This is a genomic window from Ralstonia sp. SET104, from assembly GCF_003851545.1.
Taxonomy (GTDB): domain Bacteria; phylum Pseudomonadota; class Gammaproteobacteria; order Burkholderiales; family Burkholderiaceae; genus Ralstonia.
This window is the reverse complement of record NZ_BHVX01000003.1, coordinates 60,621-77,387: the sequence shown is the minus strand read 5'-3', so window position 1 is coordinate 77,387 and position 16,767 is coordinate 60,621. Positions and strand designations below refer to the sequence as shown.

General features: G+C 63.5%; 18 protein-coding genes. 7 read left to right on the top strand and 11 right to left on the bottom strand.

Annotated features, from left to right (window positions below; genetic code table 11):
* Nucleotides 1-61 precede the first annotated feature (61 nt).
* The 3 genes from PSUB009319_RS05005 to PSUB009319_RS04995 are packed head-to-tail and all read left to right on the top strand — an operon-like array spanning nucleotide 62 to nucleotide 3,677.
* Nucleotides 62-2,620 carry an ABC transporter permease gene (locus PSUB009319_RS05005; RefSeq protein WP_124381147.1) on the top strand — a complete coding sequence of 853 codons (2,559 nt, stop codon included), beginning with the start codon at nucleotides 62-64 and terminating at the stop codon, nucleotides 2,618-2,620.
* A 24-nt stretch (nucleotides 2,621-2,644) separates the two neighbouring features.
* On the top strand, nucleotides 2,645-3,049 hold the full coding sequence (locus tag PSUB009319_RS05000) for a group II truncated hemoglobin (RefSeq protein WP_024975268.1): 405 nt from the start codon (nucleotides 2,645-2,647) through the stop codon (nucleotides 3,047-3,049).
* Between the two features lie 49 nt (nucleotides 3,050-3,098).
* The gene (locus PSUB009319_RS04995) at nucleotides 3,099-3,677 is read left to right on the top strand and encodes a DUF924 family protein (RefSeq protein ID WP_124381146.1); all 579 of its coding nucleotides are present in this window, start codon (nucleotides 3,099-3,101) and stop codon (nucleotides 3,675-3,677) included.
* A gap of 18 nt (nucleotides 3,678-3,695) precedes the next feature.
* On the opposite strand, the gene PSUB009319_RS04990 is transcribed toward PSUB009319_RS04995, so the two are convergent.
* The 10 genes from PSUB009319_RS04990 to PSUB009319_RS04945 all read right to left on the bottom strand — a co-directional run bounded on the left by PSUB009319_RS04990 (nucleotide 3,696) and on the right by PSUB009319_RS04945 (nucleotide 11,453).
* Complete coding sequence (locus PSUB009319_RS04990) at nucleotides 3,696-4,280, bottom strand: TIGR00730 family Rossman fold protein (protein ID WP_124381145.1); 585 nt, start codon at nucleotides 4,278-4,280, stop codon at nucleotides 3,696-3,698.
* Entirely contained in the window at nucleotides 4,277-4,996 is a 720-nt protein-coding gene (locus tag PSUB009319_RS04985; RefSeq protein WP_124381144.1) for a TetR/AcrR family transcriptional regulator, read from the bottom strand. The genes PSUB009319_RS04990 and PSUB009319_RS04985 overlap by 4 nt, the downstream gene beginning before the upstream one ends.
* A 139-nt stretch (nucleotides 4,997-5,135) precedes the next feature.
* Nucleotides 5,136-5,588 (bottom strand): diacylglycerol kinase, encoded by a 453-nt coding sequence (locus tag PSUB009319_RS04980; protein WP_124381143.1) that lies wholly within the window; start codon nucleotides 5,586-5,588, stop codon nucleotides 5,136-5,138.
* A gap of 12 nt (nucleotides 5,589-5,600) precedes the next feature.
* Complete coding sequence (locus PSUB009319_RS04975; protein WP_185453421.1) at nucleotides 5,601-6,644, bottom strand: glycosyltransferase family 1 protein; 1,044 nt, start codon at nucleotides 6,642-6,644, stop codon at nucleotides 5,601-5,603.
* 86 nt (nucleotides 6,645-6,730) lie between these two features.
* A complete protein-coding gene (locus PSUB009319_RS04970) occupies nucleotides 6,731-7,687 on the bottom strand; it encodes a UDP-2,3-diacylglucosamine diphosphatase (protein ID WP_124381142.1) in 957 nt (318 codons plus the stop codon).
* Between the two features lie 245 nt (nucleotides 7,688-7,932).
* Nucleotides 7,933-8,949: an alpha/beta fold hydrolase gene (locus PSUB009319_RS04965; RefSeq protein ID WP_124381141.1), complete on the bottom strand. Its 1,017-nt coding sequence runs from the start codon at nucleotides 8,947-8,949 to the stop codon at nucleotides 7,933-7,935.
* 31 nt (nucleotides 8,950-8,980) lie between these two features.
* Nucleotides 8,981-9,505: an RDD family protein gene (locus PSUB009319_RS04960; protein WP_124381140.1), complete on the bottom strand. Its 525-nt coding sequence runs from the start codon at nucleotides 9,503-9,505 to the stop codon at nucleotides 8,981-8,983.
* A gap of 93 nt (nucleotides 9,506-9,598) precedes the next feature.
* The gene (locus tag PSUB009319_RS04955) at nucleotides 9,599-10,438 is read right to left on the bottom strand and encodes a DUF3106 domain-containing protein (RefSeq protein ID WP_124381139.1); all 840 of its coding nucleotides are present in this window, start codon (nucleotides 10,436-10,438) and stop codon (nucleotides 9,599-9,601) included.
* An 11-nt stretch (nucleotides 10,439-10,449) separates the two neighbouring features.
* Nucleotides 10,450-10,890, bottom strand: a complete 441-nt coding sequence (locus PSUB009319_RS04950; RefSeq protein ID WP_124381138.1) for a DUF3619 family protein — start codon at nucleotides 10,888-10,890, stop codon at nucleotides 10,450-10,452.
* Nucleotides 10,887-11,453: an RNA polymerase sigma factor gene (locus PSUB009319_RS04945; protein ID WP_124381137.1), complete on the bottom strand. Its 567-nt coding sequence runs from the start codon at nucleotides 11,451-11,453 to the stop codon at nucleotides 10,887-10,889. Before PSUB009319_RS04945 ends, PSUB009319_RS04950 begins: the two co-directional genes overlap by 4 nt.
* A 359-nt stretch (nucleotides 11,454-11,812) precedes the next feature.
* Here PSUB009319_RS04945 and PSUB009319_RS04940 point away from each other — a divergent pair, with 359 nt between their 5' ends.
* The 3 genes from PSUB009319_RS04940 (at nucleotide 11,813) to ilvC (ending at nucleotide 15,152) form a co-directional block, all read left to right on the top strand.
* A complete protein-coding gene (locus PSUB009319_RS04940) occupies nucleotides 11,813-13,570 on the top strand; it encodes an acetolactate synthase 3 catalytic subunit (protein WP_124381136.1) in 1,758 nt (585 codons plus the stop codon).
* Nucleotides 13,570-14,061 carry an acetolactate synthase small subunit gene (gene ilvN, locus PSUB009319_RS04935; protein ID WP_021195003.1) on the top strand — a complete coding sequence of 164 codons (492 nt, stop codon included), beginning with the start codon at nucleotides 13,570-13,572 and terminating at the stop codon, nucleotides 14,059-14,061. Before PSUB009319_RS04940 ends, ilvN begins: the two co-directional genes overlap by 1 nt.
* Before the next feature lie 74 nt (nucleotides 14,062-14,135).
* Complete coding sequence (gene ilvC, locus PSUB009319_RS04930; RefSeq protein ID WP_124381135.1) at nucleotides 14,136-15,152, top strand: ketol-acid reductoisomerase; 1,017 nt, start codon at nucleotides 14,136-14,138, stop codon at nucleotides 15,150-15,152.
* Between the two features lie 332 nt (nucleotides 15,153-15,484).
* Here ilvC and PSUB009319_RS04925 read toward each other — a convergent pair whose 3' ends face one another.
* Entirely contained in the window at nucleotides 15,485-15,943 is a 459-nt protein-coding gene (locus tag PSUB009319_RS04925) for a DUF2778 domain-containing protein (RefSeq protein ID WP_124381134.1), read from the bottom strand.
* 164 nt (nucleotides 15,944-16,107) lie between these two features.
* On the opposite strand from PSUB009319_RS04925, the gene PSUB009319_RS04920 reads away from it, so the two are divergent.
* Complete coding sequence (locus tag PSUB009319_RS04920; protein ID WP_124381133.1) at nucleotides 16,108-16,755, top strand: phosphatidylserine decarboxylase; 648 nt, start codon at nucleotides 16,108-16,110, stop codon at nucleotides 16,753-16,755.
* The last annotated feature ends 12 nt before the right edge of the window (nucleotides 16,756-16,767 follow it).

Sequence of the window (16,767 nt, the reverse complement as noted above, 5' to 3'; positions counted from 1 at the left end):
CGAACATGGCGGGGTTGCCTAATTGACGTCGAGGCGTGAGCGCCCCGTCCATGTTCCGCCCATGTCACGTTTTTCCGTCTGGACCCAAGCCCTGCGCATGCTGCGCCGCGACTGGCGCGCCGGTGAGCTGAACCTGCTGCTCATTGCGCTGGTGCTGGCCGTGGCCGCGCTGGCGTCCGTCAGTTTCCTGGCCGATCGCATGCATGCCGGCCTGGAGCGCGATGCGCGTCAACTGATTGGCGCGGACGTTCTGGTGGTGTCTGATCAGCCGCTGCCGCCCGACATCGAGGCGCATGCGCGCGCCGGTGGCTTGCAGGTCACACATACCGCCACCTTCCCCAGCATGGCGAGTACGTTGGCGAACGGTGCATCGGGCGAGCCCCGAGGTGAGCCCCGAGTTGAGCCCATTGCACAACTGGCTGCCATCAAGGCTGTTGATGTGGGTTACCCACTGCGCGGCAGCCTCAAGGTGAGCGATGACGGGCGCGATACCGTTGGCGCGCCGATTCAGGGGACGCCCGCTGCGGGCACGGTCTGGGTAGATGCACCGCTGCTCGAAGCGCTCGGTATTCACGTGGGCGATGCCATCCGGCTCGGTACGCGCACCTTCAAGATCGCTCACGTCATCACACAGGAACTGGATCGTGGCGCGGGCTTTATGAACTTCGCACCGCGCGTGATGTTGCCGATGACGGATCTGGCCTCAACCGGCCTCGTTGCCTATGGCAGCCGCGTGACATACCGCTTGCTGGTGGCCGGCCCCGATGCGGCTGCCAGCGCGTTCCACACCTGGGCCGAGACCGAACTGAAGACGCGCCAGTTGCGTGGCGTACGCATTGAATCGCTCCAAAACGGCCAGCCGCAGATGCGCGAAACGCTGGACCGCGCCGAGCGCTTTCTCTCGCTCGTCGCGCTGCTGGCCGCGATGATTGCCGCTGTAGCCATCACCATGGCCGCACGCCGCTATACCGCGCGGCACACCGATGCGGTGGCCGTCATCAAGTGCCTGGGGCTGAAGCAAGGGCAGATTCTGGGCACGTTCGCGCTGGAGTTTCTGTGGATCGGCGTGCTGGGTTCGGCGGCGGGCGTGGCGCTGGGTTACGGCGCGCACTGGGCGCTGCTGGCGTCCCTTGGCGATCTGGTCACGGTGACCTTGCCTGCGCCATCTGTCTGGCCGGCAGCGGTGGGCGTGGCCGCAGGGCTGGTGCTGCTGATTGGGTTTGCTGTGCCGCCGCTGCTGAGTCTTGTGCGCGTGGCGCCGCTGCGCGTGCTGCGGCGGGATGTTGCCGAGCGCCCCATGGCGGCGTGGATCGGCTATGCACTGGGCGCGGCGGCGTTCTTCGCGCTGCTCGTGGTGTCCGCGCGCGACGTGAAGCTGGGTGCGCTGACGGCGGCGGGGTTTGCCGGCGCCATCGTCGTGTTTGCGCTATTGGCGGCGGGTGGCTTGCGCGCGATGGCGGTGTCGCTGGGACGCGGCCGTGCATTGAGCGTGGGCTGGCGCTTTGCGCTGGCCGTGCTGGAGCGCCGTCGCGGTGTGAGCGTGCTGCAAACCGTGGCGCTTGCAGTTGGGCTGATGGCGCTGCTGCTGCTCGCCATGACGCGCAATGACCTGATCCGCTCGTGGCACAACGCCACACCGGCGGATGCGCCCAACCGTTTCATCATCAACATCCAGCCCGATCAGATGGCACCCGTGAAGCAGGCGCTGGCCCAGGCTGGCGTGGCAGACCCGAAGCTCTATCCGATGGTGCGCGGGCGCCTGACACAAGTGAATGGCCAGGTCATCGACCGCCAAACCTACGCTGAATCGCGCGCCCGCAATTTGGTCGAGCGCGAATTCAACCTGTCCTACGCGACTGAACAGCCGCCGGAGAACCGTGTCGTTTCCGGCCAATGGTTCAGCGGGCAGAAACCCGAAGCCTCGGTGGAAGAGGGCATCGCAAAGACGCTCAACCTGCACCTGGGCGACGTACTGCGTTTCGACGTCGCCGGGCAGACGGTCGATGCGCCCATCACGTCATTGCGCAAGCTCGACTGGAGCTCGATGCGCGTGAACTTCTTCGTGATCCTGCCGCCTGTGGCGCTGCACGACATGCCGCAGACGTACGTAACCGCGTTCCGTATTCCTGCAGGCCAAGCCGATCTGCCGGCCAGGCTCGTGCGCGCGTTTCCGAATCTGACGGTGGTCGATACCGAGCTGATCCTGCAGCAGGTGCAAGGCGTGCTGGATCAGGTGACGGCGGCGGTGGAATTCCTCTTCGTCTTTACGTTGGCGGCGGGGGTGCTGGTGCTCTATGCCGCGCTCTCCGGCTCGCGCGACGAGCGGCTGCGCGATGCCGGCGTGCTGCGCGCGCTTGGCGCGGGCTCCGGCGTGGTGCGCCAGACGCAGTACGCCGAGGTGTTGATCGTTGGCGGCCTGGCCGGGTTGATGGCCGGCGTGGGCGCGATTGCCATCGGCTGGGCGTTGTCGGCGTATGTGTTCGATTTTCCGTATCGTTTCAACCCGGCGATCCTGCCGGTGGGCATCGTGAGCGGCATGGTCTGCGCTTTCGCTGGCGGCTGGCTGGGCTTGCGCGACGTGCTGCGCCGCCCGGCCATGGCGACCCTCAGAGATGCCTGAATCTTTTGATGTGACTGACGCTGTATGACTGACGCAACTTCTGGCCAGGAAACCCTGGCCTTCGACCTGATCGGCGGCGAAGCGCGCGTGCGCGAACTCGTTGACCGCTTCTATGACCTGATGGATCTGGAACCCGAATTTGCCGTGCTGCGTGCGCTGCATCCGCAAAGCCTGGATGGCTCGCGCGACAAGCTGTTCTGGTTCCTGTGCGGGTGGCTTGGCGGCCCGAACCATTTCATTGAGCGGTTTGGCCATCCGCGCCTGAGGGCGCGCCATCTGCCGTTCGAGATCGGCACGCAGGAGCGCGACCAATGGATGCGCTGCATGGCGCTTGCCATGCAAGACATCGGCCTGGACGAAGCGCTGCAGATGCGTTTGATGCAGGCGTTTTGGCAGACCGCAGATTGGATGCGCAATGTGCAGCGCTAACGTGCCGCGCTAAAGCGCACCTCACAAGAACATATTGGAGGAGGCCGCCATGATCGGTTTGCCCACCGCCGACGACGTGCTGGCGTTCTGGTTCGGCAACGCGCCGCTGGTCGATGCACGGCCGGAATGGTTCACCAAATCCGATGCGTTCGATGCGCAGATCCGCGCGCGCTTTCTGCCGCTGTGGGAGGCGCTGTCGGCGGGCGATGCCGACACCTGGATGGACACGCCGCTGGAAGCCATCGCGCGCATCGTCGTGCTAGATCAGTTCTCGCGAAACATGTTTCGCGGCAGCGCTCGTGCGTTTGCCAGTGATGCAGCGGCGCTGCACACCGCACAGATCGTCGTGGCTGCCGGCTGGGATACCCAATTGCCAACGCGCCATCACCGGTCGTTCTGCTACCTGCCGTTTGAGCACAGCGAGGCGCTGGCCATGCAGGATGAAGCGATCCGCCTGTACACCCGCCTGCGTGATGAAGAGGGCGATGTGGATTCACTCGTCTGGGCGGAAAAGCACCGCGAGATCATTGCCCGCTTCGGGCGTTTTCCGCATCGGAATGCGGCACTCGGGCGGTCATCGACACCCGCGGAGGTCGAGTTTTTGACGCAGCCCGGGTCGTCGTTTTAGAGGCTGGAGGGTGGCGGCTTACGTGCGCTCGCGGCGCTCCGACCACTTGTCGACTGTCTCGCGGGGCGCGCGTGCCAGCATGTCGATCAACGCGGCGGGGTCGTCGCTCACGTGCAGCAGATCAGCGTGGTGGCGCTTGAGGAAGCCTTCTTGCACGGCGTGGTCGATGAACGCGAGCAGTTTGTCGTAGAAACCTGCCACGTTCAGCAGACCGATCGGCTTGTTGTGATAGCCGAGCTGCAGCCATGTGAAGGTTTCGAACAGTTCTTCATACGTGCCCACGCCGCCGGGCATGGCAATGAACGCATCCGCACGGTCGGCCATCATCTGCTTGCGCTGGTGCATGCTCTCAACGATGTGCAGCTCGGTCAGCTCTTTATGGCCGACTTCCTTGCGCACCAGCGATTTCGGGATGATGCCGATGACCGGGCTGCCGCCGTGCAGCACCGCATCGGCCACCACGCCCATCAGGCCGACGTTGCCGCCACCGTAGACGAGTGTGAGGCCGCGCCTGACCATCTCGTTGCCCAGCGCGATGGCGCCGGTTTTGTATTCCGGGCGTTCGCCCGGGCTGGAACCGCAGTAGACGCAGATCGAGTTCATTTGGCGGGAGTGATGGGGCTGGTGTCGGCTGCTGTGCCGGCCGGCGGATCGTTGCTGCGGCTCACCGCCAGCAGATCGAACGCCCGCCGCGGCTTGCCGCGCAGGTAAGGCGCAAGGATCGACAGAATGTGGTAGCTCGCGCCGTGCAAGTGATCACGGATCGCGTTGGGATCGTTGTACTGGCGCGGATGCTGCACGAACTGGAACGACAGCCAGTAGGTGGCGATGACCACGATGTTGGTGCACATGGCGTCAACTTGTTCAGCCGTGGCCTCCATCTCGCCGTCTTCAATGAACTGGTGGCAGATGTCCATGGCGAAGTGGCGCTTCTGCTCGACGATGCGCTTGAAGTTCAGTTCAAGCATGCGGTTGCGCGCGAGCAGATCGTTGATGTCGCGGTACAGAAAGCGGTAGTTCCACAGGAACTCCGACATGTACTGCAGGTAGCCCCAGGTTTCGTCCAGCGTAGCTTTGTGGTCGTCCGGCAGCTTCAGGCGGCGCGCGATCTCCTGCTCGAACTGCACGAAGATCGAGTTGATGATGTCGTCTTTGTTGCGGAAGTGGTAGTACAGGTTGCCCGGGCTGATCTCCAGCTCTTCGGCGATCGTCGTGGTGGTGACGTTGGGCTCGCCCAGGTCGTTGAACAGGCGCAGCGACACTTCAAGAATGCGATCGCGCGTGCGGCGTGGGCCGGTGGAATGCTGCTTGGTTTCCATTGAACTGCCAAGGCCGGTGGCCCTGTCTCCGTGGCGTGTTGGTGCCCGGATTATAAGAGATCGTGCTTGCGCAACGACCCCCTACATGCTGTGGGGCAGACGTTGCCAAACGTTGTCGCGGGCTTTTTCGCAGGTGTTCTCAGTGCAGCAGCGACGCCACCCAAGGCCAGGCGATCGCCACCCATGTCCCCACACATAGCAGCAACGCCAGCATGACGGCCGCGCTGCCGAAATCCTTCGCGCGCTTGGATAGCCCATGCTGCTCCAGCGAGATGCGATCGACCGCCGCTTCCACGCTCGAATTGAGCAGCTCGACAATCAGCACCAGCACCAGCGTGCCGAGCATAAGAATGCGTTCAACCACCGTAGCGGGAATGATGAACGCGCACGGCAGCAGGATCGCGCAGAGCGTCAGCTCCTGGCGGAACGCGCTTTCCTCGTCGATGGCGAAGCGGATACCGCTGATGGAGTTCTTGAGCGCAAACCACGCCCGCGTGATCCCGCGATTGCCCTTGTGCGGGTTGTCGGCTGGCGAGTAGGCGCTGGCCGCCGGTGGCGCGGGCGGATGCTCCGGCGGGGTCGTGGGCTTCATGGAACGCAAGGCTCAGGCACCCGCGGCAGTGGACGGCTCGGCGGCTTTGGCCTCGGCAGCTTGCGCGGCAGGCAGCGGGCGCAGGTGTGCGAGAAACTGCTCCGAAGCTGCGCGCCACGAGAACTTCTCGGCATGCGTGCGCGCTGTAATGCGATCAATGCGCAGCGCCTCCAGGCAAGCCTCGCGCAAATCTTCGCGCAGCGCACCGGCCGGCGAGTCGCCCAGCACGTCGATCGGGCCCGTCACCGGATACGCGGCGACCGGCAGGCCGCTGGCAAGTGCTTCCAGCAGTACCAGGCCAAACGTATCGGTGCGGCTCGGGAAGACGAACACGTCCGCCGAGGCGTACACCTTGGCCAGTTCCGGCTGTTTGAGCACGCCCAGGTAGCTGGCGTTCGGATACTTCGCCTTCAGGCCAGCCAGTGCCGGGCCTTCGCCCACGACCCACTTGGACCCGGGCAGGTCCAGCTCCAGGAAGGCTTCGACGTTCTTCTCCACGGCCACGCGGCCGACGTACAGGAAGATCGGGTGCGCCGTGTTCAGCACGTTGCCGCGCTGGGCGGTGAAGACATCCAGATCGACGCCGCGCGTCCACAGCACGCCATTGGTGATGTCGTAGTCGGCAAGGTCCTTCAGCACCACGGGCGTCGGTGCCATCACGGCTTGGGCGGGGCTGTGGAACCAGCGCAGGAACCGATACGTCCACGCCAGCGGAATGCCGAAACGCGCCTGCACGTACTCCGGAAAGCGCGTGTGGTACGCCGTCGTGTAGGGCAGCTTGTTGCGCAACGCGTAGGCCCGTGCGGCCAGGCCCAGCGGGCCTTCGGTGGCGATATGCAGGGCCTGCGGGGCAAACTTCTCGATGCGATTGCGCACGCGCGTTGCCGGCAGGATCGACAGGCGGATTTCCGGATACGTCGGGCACGGCACCGTCTTGAATTCCAGCGGCGTGATCATGTCGACGATGTGCCCCATGGCTTCCAGCTCGCGTCGCGTCTGGGTGAGGGTGCGGACGACGCCATTGACCTGCGGTTCCCAGGCATCGGTGACGATCATGACTTTCACGGGCTCTCCTTGGCTGGTAGGTTGGGTGGCGTCGGGCTGCACGAGGTCGATGCTGGTGTTGGTCATGTGGGTTTCCATCAGGCCGCGGCGGCGGCGCGGCGTGCGCGGCGGGAGGTGCGCGCCGCACGGGGGCCATCGAGCAGATGCGTCCAGTAGATGATCTGCAGTTCGCCTTCCATGGTTTCGACCAGGGCAGAGAGGCTCTCCACCCAGTCGCCGTCGTTGCAGTAAAGCTGTCCGTCGATCTCGCGAATCTCGGCCTTGTGGATGTGCCCGCAGACCACGCCGTCGCAACCGCGTCGGCGCGCCTCGTCGGTCATCACACGCTCAAACGAGTTGATGAAGTTGACCGCGTTCTTGACCTGATGCTTGAGGTATTGCGACAGCGACCAGTACGGAAATCCAAGCCGCACACGGATGCTGTTGAAGTGCCGGTTCATCGCCAGGATGAAGGTATAGAGCGAGTCGCCCACATAGGCGAGCCAGCGCGCATGCTGCATCACGCCGTCGAAGAGGTCGCCGTGCACGACCCACAGGCGCTTACCGGTGGCGGTCACGTGGATCGCGTCTTCTGCGACTTCGATATCACCGAAGTTCAGGCCGTGGAACTGGCGCGCCATCTCATCGTGGTTGCCAGGAATGAACACCACGCGGGTGCCCTTGCGCGCGCGGCGCAACACCTTCTGCACCACATCGTTGTGTGCCTGCGGCCAGTACCAGCCCTTGCGCAGTTGCCAGCCGTCAACGATGTCACCGACGAGGTACAGCGTGTCGGATTCGTGGTGCTTGAGGAAGTCGAGCAGGTAGTCGGCCTGGCAGCCGGGCGTGCCGAGATGGATGTCCGACAACCAGATCGTGCGGTAGCGCTGGATTTTCTCGGCGGGCGGGTCGGTGTCTGTGTCGGCCGACCGGTCGGGCGCCAGTGTAGAAGCCGGCGTGGCGACGGGGGCTTCGTGCTCACGCACATCGCCGCGGCCCGCAGGCACAGCCGAGCCCAGTGCGCCGGCGGCGGCAAATCCGGCGGCCATTTGCATCAGGGGCTGTGGAGCGTTCCAGTCGGAACCGGTGAAGGGAGCGGCGCGAAAGCGTTGCGCGAAGCGGCGGAGAAAACCAGGGCGCGATGGCAGATTTGGCAGGACCATGTCGGCAACAGAGGCTGCGTTAGACGGATTTCGCCACCGCCGCGTGAAAAAGTCGTGTCAGAAACATGACCGTCACATGACGTAGTTGCCGCAAAAGGAAGGGGGCATGCGCCCAAGACCCGCGCCGGGCGCTTGTTTCAGGCCGATAGGACTGGCGAGATGCCTTCGATGCGTGCGAGTTCCGCCAGCACGGCATCGCGCACGCGTGCGTCGCATAGCAACGACACATGGCCGATGCCCGCGAACGGGATGTGCCGCGCGCCTTCCAACCACGACGCACCAGCCGGCCCGACGATGGAGTCGTGCCACGAGAAAATCGACGTGATGTGTGCCCGCACGGCCTGCGTTTCGGACGCCGCAAGCTGGCGCAGCCATGGGCTTGCCCAAGCCATCTGGCGCACGTTGTGGCCGCGTCCTGTGCGCGCCATCGCCGTACCCCGATGCGGCGTGCCGAGCGTGATCGCATGCACAACGGGGCAGGGCTCCGATTGCCGCAGCAACGCGCGAGCGGCAAGCCCGCCCATGCTGTGGCAGAGCAGAACGGGCGCGCGTCCATGCGTGCGTGTCAGGCGCGCGACGGCGGCAGCGATGTCGCGACCGTAGTCGTCAATGTCGCCCAGAAGCGGCATGAGATCGATGGCGTCGGTCGGGTGCCCGGCGGCGGCCAGATGTTGCTGCATTGGCAGCCACACGGCGCGATTGCAGCCATAGCCGTGGATCATCAGCACCGGCACGCGTTTGCCCTCGCCCGCTGGCGCATCGAACGCGGCATGCGCGCGGAAGGGCTGCAGCACGTTGAACATCCACGCGACCGATATGCATTCGCGCAGCCAGCACGCAATGAAACCTGTGATGCCGATGCGCTGTTCGTGCGGTATGGGCATGCGGTCCCAAACCGGGTCATCGGGTATGGCGGTTCCCAGGCTCTTGAGCGAAACCAGAAACGCCCAACCGACCGAAACGAGATAGCCCAGCACCAGCGCCGCGCCAGCGAGCGCACCAGCAGTGGGCCAACTCCATCCGCCCCAGCGATGCGCCGCCCAGCCAACCGCCGCTGTCGCTGCGCACTCCAGCGCCACGGCAATGCGGCGCGCAGTGGCCGCCGTCAGAAAGGCCAGTGGAGCGGGGGAGGCGGGCAGATCGGCGCGCGTCATGGTGGAGGTCGCCGCCGAGAATGAAACCGGATCAGTCGCGCACCAGCCGCGTGCCGGCCAGGCGATCGTGCAGGAACTGGCGCTGCGGGTCGAACCACGCCAGCGCGCCCCAAACCAGCAGGCATGCGAGCGCAACACCTGCGCCGGCCCAGCGGGAGGCTCCGGTCAGGTGGATCATGCCCACCGCTACGGCCACCCATGTCCACGCCAGCGCATAGCGCGCAACAGCGCGGCCCAGTGAAATGCGCGATCCATCGGCGTTGACCACGCGCATGCGCCACGTCTGCATCGCCAAGGTCTGGCCGCGCTTGCGCCAGAACCACACAAAGTACAGACCCAGCGCCAGAAAGCCCCAGACCTGCAGCCCTACATCACCGGTGCGCGCCAGCGGCGGCACGATCATGCGCAGCAGCAGAAAGACAGCCGTGGCGCCAAACATCACGCCAAACAGCAGCAAGCCTTCATAGAGCATCGCCGCAAGACGGCGGCGCAGCGTGGGCGCCGCGAGCGGATCAGGTGCCGCAGCCGGCGAAGACGGAGAAACAGAGGTGGCCATCGAACAAGGGGTGAGCGCAGCAAGCGCAATCCATCATGCACCGGCGAGGTTCGCGCGGCGCGTGTTCGGATTATGCCAAAGGGTTTGCTCGGCTTAACCGCCCAGCACAGTGGACGGCGGCGGGTTGCCCGATTCTCCGCCCGTGTTCGCGGGCGGGGCAACCGGGTGCACCGGTGTGAGCGGCGCGCTTGCCGGTGCCGGAACGGCAGCAGCGGGTGCCGACGCAGGCGTGCCCGCCGGTGCGGACGCCGCAGCGGTTACTTTGTTTGCCGGTGCTGATTTGGTGGTGCCCGGCTTGGTGCGCGCACCATGATGGATCGACTTGGCGGCGTCCTTCGCCAGACCCGCGCCGCCCGGCAGCGCCGTCACCGCAGACGGGTGCTTTTGCGCTTTGGCAGCGGCAGCCAGCGCTTTCTTCTGCTCATCCGTCAGTTGCTGGTAGCTCTGCCACGCCTCGCTCTTTTTCTGTACCGGGAGCGACTTGGTGGTCTGGAAATTCTCGCGCGCGCGATGGCGTTGTTCCGGCGTGAGCTTGATCCAATCCGCCATGCGCGTTTGCAGGCGCTGCTGTTGAGCCGGCGTGTACTTCGGATACGCTTGGGCGATCTGCAGCCACTTCTTGCGGGCCAGTTCCGGCAGGCCGTTCCATTCCGGCGCCAGTGGCGCGAAGATGCGCTGCTGCACGATGGTCAGCTCGGCCCAGTTCGGATGGACGGACGGCCGCGGATTGGTCGCAGGCGGCGTCGGTAGATCAACCGGCGCGTTCACGGTCACGCCCGGCGCCACAGCGGGCGCCGAAGCCGCGGGAGCCTGCGCGATCGCAAGTCCCGCCATCAGGCCGACCGCACCGATCAGCGCAACGATGCCAGCGCGCAGACGCACGATTTTGGCGCCTCGCGGTGGTTGGCCGTGGGTGTGCTGGAAGTCGCTCATCGATCAGCCTTTCACTGATCGTGCTTGAGGTACTGATGGAAGCCTTGATCGGCGTAAGCGGCCAACGGCAGATCGTCGAGCAGCATTGCGGCATCGACCTCGGCGAGTTCGTCCACGCGTTGCTGCTGTTGCCACTGATAGATGCCCGCGAGGCCGGCAACCAGTGCGATGGTCGGCCACAGCAGGCCGAGACGGCGCAGGAAGGCGGCCGCACGTTGCAGCGGCGACGGCGCTTCGCCTTCCATTTCAAACGACACCGAGCCGACGCCCGGCATCGCCAAGGCAGGCGAGCGCACCGTGCTTGGCACTTCCGCTTTCTTGTGCGCAAGCGCCGTCCGGCGCGCCGCTGCGAGGCGGTCGCGCACGTCGGGCGGCAACTGTCCGGCCGACTCATTCAGAGCGGTACGGACGGCATGCACGAAGCGGCGTTCTCGGAGTTCTACCTTGTTCATAATCGGATCCCTCGCGCCCGCAGCGCTTGGGCCAGGGCGTGTGTTGCCCGCGAGCAGTGCGTCTTTACGCTCCCCTCGGAACAGCCCATTGCCTGGGCTGTCTCGGCAACATCCATGTCCTCCCAGTAACGCATCAGGAAGGCCTCCCGTTGACGTGTGGGCAGCTTCTCGATTTCGCGCTCCAGGATTTCCAGCATCTGCGAGCGTTCGACCTTGTCGGCGCTGCTTTCCGCCGCTGTGGTGCCGGCTTCGCTTTCGATCAGTTCAAGCGGGTCGGTGTCGTCGCCCTCGGTGTCCGTGCGGAAGCTGGAGAACAGGCTCACCCACGTGTTGCGCACCTTGGTGCGGCGGAACCAGTCGTGAATCGTGTTCTGCAGAATGCGCTGGAACAGCAGAGGTAGCTCGGCCCCCGGCTTGTCGCCGTATTTCTCGGCCAGCTTGATCATGGCGTCCTGCACGATATCGAGCGCGGCATCGTCGTCGCGCACCGCGAAGACCGCCTGCTTGAAGGCGCGTTTCTCGACGCTTAGGAGAAAGGCCGACAGTTCCTGTTCAGAGGCCATACAACGGCGGGAGCGAATCCTGTGAGGCAGCCGCGCGAAAATTCACATTCTCAAGATGTGATGATCACGCCGCGTGGCGTCAACGGCCATGGCCGTGAAAAATGTTGCGATGCTAGCAAAAATGCGGGTCCACGGACAGCCCGACTGTCTGGCGGACAGCCGGGAGCAGAGAATCGCGGCGGCGCTGGACCGCCATGCGGCATTGCAGTATTATCCCCGGTTCACAACATCTGTGGTTTGTCTCATCTGGCCGCCCATCAGGCGGACCATTCATGCAGACGCGCACCGCTCAAATCCGCGCCACAAGCCCGGTAGAGAGCATCCAAACAATTTTTTGCCGAAAATTGCAAAGGACTGACATGAATATGCCAAGCGCGGAATTTTCCCACGCCAATAGCGGTTCATCTGCCGACATGATGGGGTCTGACATCCTCGTCAATGCGCTCGCGGCAGAGGGCGTCGAGTTCGTCTGGGGTTACCCCGGCGGCGCGGTGCTCTATATCTACGACGCGTTCTACAAGCAAAACAAGATCGAGCACATCCTGGTGCGCCATGAACAGGCGGCGGTCCATGCGGCCGACGGCTATGCGCGCGCCACGGGCAAGGTCGGTGTCGCCCTGGTGACGTCCGGCCCTGGCGTGACCAATGCCGTGACCGGCATCGCCACCGCCTACCTGGATTCGATCCCGATGGTGATCATCACCGGCAACGTGCCGACGCACGCCATCGGTCAGGACGCTTTCCAGGAATGTGACACCGTCGGCATTACCCGCCCGATCGTCAAGCACAACTTCCTGGTCAAGGACGTGCGCAATCTCGCCTCGACCATCAAGAAGGCGTTCTTCATCGCATCAACTGGTCGTCCGGGCCCGGTGGTTGTGGACATCCCTAAGGATGTCTCGCGCGAGATGTGCAAGTACGAGTATCCGAAAACCATCGAGATGCGCTCGTACAACCCGGTCAACAAGGGTCATTCGGGTCAGATCCGCAAGGCGGTCAGCCTGCTGCTGCAGGCCGAGCGTCCGTACATCTACTCCGGTGGCGGCGTGGTGCTTGCCGAGGCCAGCGAAGAGTTGCGCCAACTGGCTGCGCTGACGGGCTACCCGGTCACGAACACGCTGATGGGCCTGGGCGCATTCCCTGGCACCAGCAAGCAGTTCGTGGGCATGCTGGGCATGCACGGCACGTACGAAGCCAACATGGCGATGCAGAACTGCGATGTGCTGATCGCCATCGGCGCGCGCTTTGATGATCGTGTGATCGGCAGCCCGGCGCACTTCACGTCGCAGCCGCGCAAGATCATCCACATCGACATCGATCCGTCGTCCATCTCCAAGCGGGTGAAGGTCGACATCCCTATCGTCGGCAACGTCAAAGACGTGCTGCAGGAGATGATCGCCCAGATCAAGTCGGGCGAAGCCAAGCCGAACAAGACGGCGCTGGCCAAGTGGTGGGAACAGATCGAACAGTGGCGCAGCGTCGATTGCCTGAAGTACGACCGCACTTCTGAAATCATCAAGCCGCAGTACGTGGTCGAGAAGATCTGGGAACTCACCAATGGCGACGCCTTCGTCTGCTCTGACGTCGGTCAGCATCAGATGTGGGCTGCGCAGTTCTACAAGTTCAACGAGCCGCGCCGCTGGATCAATTCCGGTGGCCTGGGCACGATGGGTGTGGGTCTGCCATATGCCATGGGCATCAAGAAGGCGTTTCCGGACAAGGAAGTCGTCACCATCACCGGTGAAGGCTCGATCCAGATGTGCATCCAGGAGCTGTCGACCTGCCTGCAGTACGACACGCCGGTGAAGATCTGCTCGCTCAACAACGGTTATTTGGGCATGGTGCGTCAGTGGCAGGAAATCGAGTACGACAACCGTTACTCGCATTCCTACATGCAAGCGCTGCCTGATTTCGTGAAGCTGGCCGAATCGTATGGCCACGTGGGCATGCGCATCGAAAAAACCGCCGACGTCGAGCCCGCGCTGCGCGAGGCTTTCAGACTGAAGGATCGCACCGTGTTCCTCGACTTCCAGACCGACCCGACCGAAAACGTCTGGCCGATGGTCCAGGCAGGCAAGGGCATCTCTGAAATGCTGCTCGGCGCGGAGGACCTGTAATGCGTCACATCATTTCCGTCCTGCTGGAAAACGAAGCCGGCGCGCTGTCGCGCGTTGTGGGCCTGTTCTCGGCGCGCGGCTACAACATCGAGACGCTGACGGTTGCTCCGACCGAAGACGCCTCGCTGTCGCGCATGACGATCGTCACGACCGGTTCGGACGACATCATCGAGCAGATCACCAAGCACCTGAATCGCCTGGTGGAAGTCGTCAAGGTCGTCGACCTGACCGAAGGTGCGCACATCGAGCGCGAGCTGATGCTCGTGAAGGTGCGTGCGGTCGGCAAGGAGCGCGAGGAGATGAAGCGTACGGCGGACATCTTCCGCGGCCGCGTCATCGACGTGACCGAGAAGACCTACACGATCGAGCTGACCGGCAACGGCAGCAAGCTTGATGCGTTTCTCGATGCCATCGATCGCACTGCCATTCTTGAGACCGTCCGCACGGGCGGCTCGGGCATCGGCCGCGGCGAGCGCATTCTGAAGGTTTGAACCGGCGCGTGTACGAGCGTGTAACTGCGGCCGGACCCCATAGATCAGCAATATTTGAACATTAGGACATCACCATGAAAGTGTTTTACGACAAGGACGCCGACCTCTCCCTGATCAAGGGCAAGAATGTCACCATCATCGGCTACGGCTCGCAAGGCCACGCCCACGCTCTGAACCTGAACGACTCGGGCGTGAAGGTGACGGTCGGCCTGCGCAAGAACGGCGCGTCGTGGAACAAGGCTGTCAACGCCGGCCTGCAGGTCAAGGAAGTGGCCGAGGCTGTGAAGAGCGCCGACGTCGTCATGATCCTGCTGCCGGACGAGCAGATTGCCGATGTGTACAAGAACGAAGTGCACAACAACATCAAGGAAGGCGCTGCGCTGGCATTCGCGCACGGCTTCAACGTGCACTACGGTGCCGTGATCCCGCGCGCTGACCTGGACGTCATCATGATCGCCCCGAAGGCTCCGGGCCACACCGTGCGCGGTACGTACGCGCAAGGTGGCGGCGTGCCGCACCTGATTGCCGTGCACCAGGACAAGTCGGGCGCTGCGCGTGACATCGCGCTGTCGTACGCCACCGCCAACGGCGGCGGCCGCGCCGGCATCATCGAAACGAACTTCCGCGAAGAAACCGAAACCGACCTGTTCGGCGAACAAGCCGTGCTGTGCGGCGGTACGGTCGAGCTGATCAAGGCTGGCTTCGAGACGCTGGTGGAAGCCGGCTACGCTCCGGAAATGGCGTACTTCGAATGCCTGCACGAGCTGAAGCTGATCGTCGACCTGATCTACGAGGGCGGCATCGCCAACATGAACTACTCGATCTCGAACAACGCCGAGTACGGCGAGTACGTCACCGGCCCGCGCGTCGTGACGGAAGAGACCAAGAAGGCCATGAAGCAGTGCCTGAAGGACATCCAGACCGGTGAATACGCCAAGAGCTTCCTGCTGGAGAACAAGGCTGGCGCTCCGACGCTGATTTCGCGCCGCCGCCTGACCGAAGAGCACCAGATCGAGCAAGTCGGCGCCAAGCTGCGCGCGATGATGCCGTGGATCGCCAAGAACAAGCTGGTCGACCAGTCGAAGAACTGATTGATCACGCCTTGTGCGAGAAAGCCAGCCTTCGGGCTGGCTTTTTTACTTTTGGCTACGTTAGCGATATCGCCTAAGAATCCGTCGACCGGCTACTAGGCCAAGCCAAGTTAGTAGCGAAACGAGAATGCCGAAGTGGATGACGCCAAACAAGAACTCACCATCCCGGCCTTCTTCTCCGTTAGTGGGGCCATAGAGATCAACGAACCAGCTCACAAGAGCCATTGGCGGCCACCAAGGGAATTCGTACCAGTATTCAAGCCAAAGCTGCGTTAGCCATAGCGTGGAGCTTAAGACCCACGTAGCCAGCATGATGGCAAACAGTGCGCGTTTCATCGCACCGTGACCTTGCCGTAGGCGCTGAGATTTGAGTTGGGAATCGGCTGTGGTCGGTGGCAACTCAGCAGCGCACGCAACCGATGGAAATCTACGGGGTCGTCAATAACAATACAGCCCTCGCTTCTGCCTGCGGGCCCCTTGGGGTGCAAGCGAAACTGACCTCGCGTGATTTGATCGCAAAAGGTCTCATCATCAACGCGGCCATCGTCGGCGTAGAGTGCAAACCAACCTTGTCGTCGATAGATCTGATCCCAGATTGCTCCGAGGCGACCACCGGTTTGTCGATCCAAAATGTAATAGGAGCCAGGCGGGATCGGGCCAAGAGCGGCTAAACATGCCGATTGACGCTTGTTGACGTGATTGCGCAGGCCCGAAAACGCGGGAAACGAAACTGCCCCAACCTTGAACGCGCTCATCGGTTGATTATTCAATTCAAAGGTGCAGTCGAACATGCGCTTCGCCTCCTGTGCGGTGAGTTTAGGTGGCAAATATGGTGGCAGTCCGGATGCCCAAGGTCTGTTGAGAATAGTTGCGGTCATTGGCGTGATCCGCCGTCGGATGGGTCCCGTGTCGGCTAGAATGCCGCATTTCCTTCAAGACGCTGCCGAGGTCTGATTTGAACAACACGTATCCGCACCCCATCATCGCCCGAGAGGGCTGGCCGTACCTGGGCGGGATCTTCATCATCACGCTCATCGTGCAGGCTGCCGCCGGCTTCGGCTGGGCTTGGCCGTTCTGGGTGCTGACGCTGTTCGTGCTGCAGTTTTTCCGTGATCCGGCGCGTGCCGTGCCGACGCAGGCCAATGCGATCCTGTCGCCGGCTGACGGCCGCATCGTTGCCGTCGAGCAAGTGCGCGACCCGTACGCCGATCGCGACTCGCTGAAGATCAGCGTGTTCATGAACGTGTTCAATGTGCACTCGAACCGGGCGCCGGTCGATGGTACGGTGCAGCAGGTGCAGTACTTCCCGGGCAAATTCGTCAACGCCGATTTGGACAAGGCGTCGCTCGAGAACGAGCGCAACGCCATTGTGCTGCGCCGCGCTGATGGTCAGCTCGTCACTTCGGTGCAGGTGGCCGGCCTGATTGCGCGGCGTATCCTTTGCTATACCAAGGCAGGGGAGGCACTCGCGCGTGGCCAGCGCTATGGCTTCATCCGCTTCGGCTCACGCGTCGACGTGTACCTGCCGCTGACGGCACGCCCGCGCGTGACCATCGGCGAGAAGGTGTCCGCCACGCTCACGGTGCTTGCTGAGCTGGACTGATCCGGAGGCCGC

Excerpts from the sequence above, each read along its gene's own strand:
- PSUB009319_RS04990 (WP_124381145.1), bottom strand. The coding sequence starts at position 4,280 with ATGAACTCGATCTGCGTCTACTGCGGTTCCAGCCCGGGCGAACGCCCG.
- PSUB009319_RS05000 (WP_024975268.1), top strand. The coding sequence starts at position 2,645 with ATGACTGACGCAACTTCTGGCCAGGAAACCCTGGCCTTCGACCTGATC.
- PSUB009319_RS04980 (WP_124381143.1), bottom strand. The coding sequence starts at position 5,588 with ATGAAGCCCACGACCCCGCCGGAGCATCCGCCCGCGCCACCGGCGGCC.
- PSUB009319_RS04955 (WP_124381139.1), bottom strand. The coding sequence starts at position 10,438 with ATGAGCGACTTCCAGCACACCCACGGCCAACCACCGCGAGGCGCCAAA.
- ilvN (WP_021195003.1), top strand. The coding sequence starts at position 13,570 with ATGCGTCACATCATTTCCGTCCTGCTGGAAAACGAAGCCGGCGCGCTG.
- PSUB009319_RS04925 (WP_124381134.1), bottom strand. The coding sequence starts at position 15,943 with ATGTTCGACTGCACCTTTGAATTGAATAATCAACCGATGAGCGCGTTC.
- PSUB009319_RS04985 (WP_124381144.1), bottom strand. The coding sequence starts at position 4,996 with ATGGAAACCAAGCAGCATTCCACCGGCCCACGCCGCACGCGCGATCGC.
- PSUB009319_RS04950 (WP_124381138.1), bottom strand. The coding sequence starts at position 10,890 with ATGAACAAGGTAGAACTCCGAGAACGCCGCTTCGTGCATGCCGTCCGT.
- ilvC (WP_124381135.1), top strand. The coding sequence starts at position 14,136 with ATGAAAGTGTTTTACGACAAGGACGCCGACCTCTCCCTGATCAAGGGC.
- PSUB009319_RS04960 (WP_124381140.1), bottom strand. The coding sequence starts at position 9,505 with ATGGCCACCTCTGTTTCTCCGTCTTCGCCGGCTGCGGCACCTGATCCG.
- PSUB009319_RS04965 (WP_124381141.1), bottom strand. The coding sequence starts at position 8,949 with ATGACGCGCGCCGATCTGCCCGCCTCCCCCGCTCCACTGGCCTTTCTG.
- PSUB009319_RS04975 (WP_185453421.1), bottom strand. The coding sequence starts at position 6,644 with ATGATCGTCACCGATGCCTGGGAACCGCAGGTCAATGGCGTCGTCCGC.
- PSUB009319_RS04945 (WP_124381137.1), bottom strand. The coding sequence starts at position 11,453 with ATGGCCTCTGAACAGGAACTGTCGGCCTTTCTCCTAAGCGTCGAGAAA.
- PSUB009319_RS04940 (WP_124381136.1), top strand. The coding sequence starts at position 11,813 with ATGAATATGCCAAGCGCGGAATTTTCCCACGCCAATAGCGGTTCATCT.
- PSUB009319_RS04970 (WP_124381142.1), bottom strand. The coding sequence starts at position 7,687 with ATGCAAATGGCCGCCGGATTTGCCGCCGCCGGCGCACTGGGCTCGGCT.
- PSUB009319_RS04995 (WP_124381146.1), top strand. The coding sequence starts at position 3,099 with ATGATCGGTTTGCCCACCGCCGACGACGTGCTGGCGTTCTGGTTCGGC.
- PSUB009319_RS05005 (WP_124381147.1), top strand. The coding sequence starts at position 62 with ATGTCACGTTTTTCCGTCTGGACCCAAGCCCTGCGCATGCTGCGCCGC.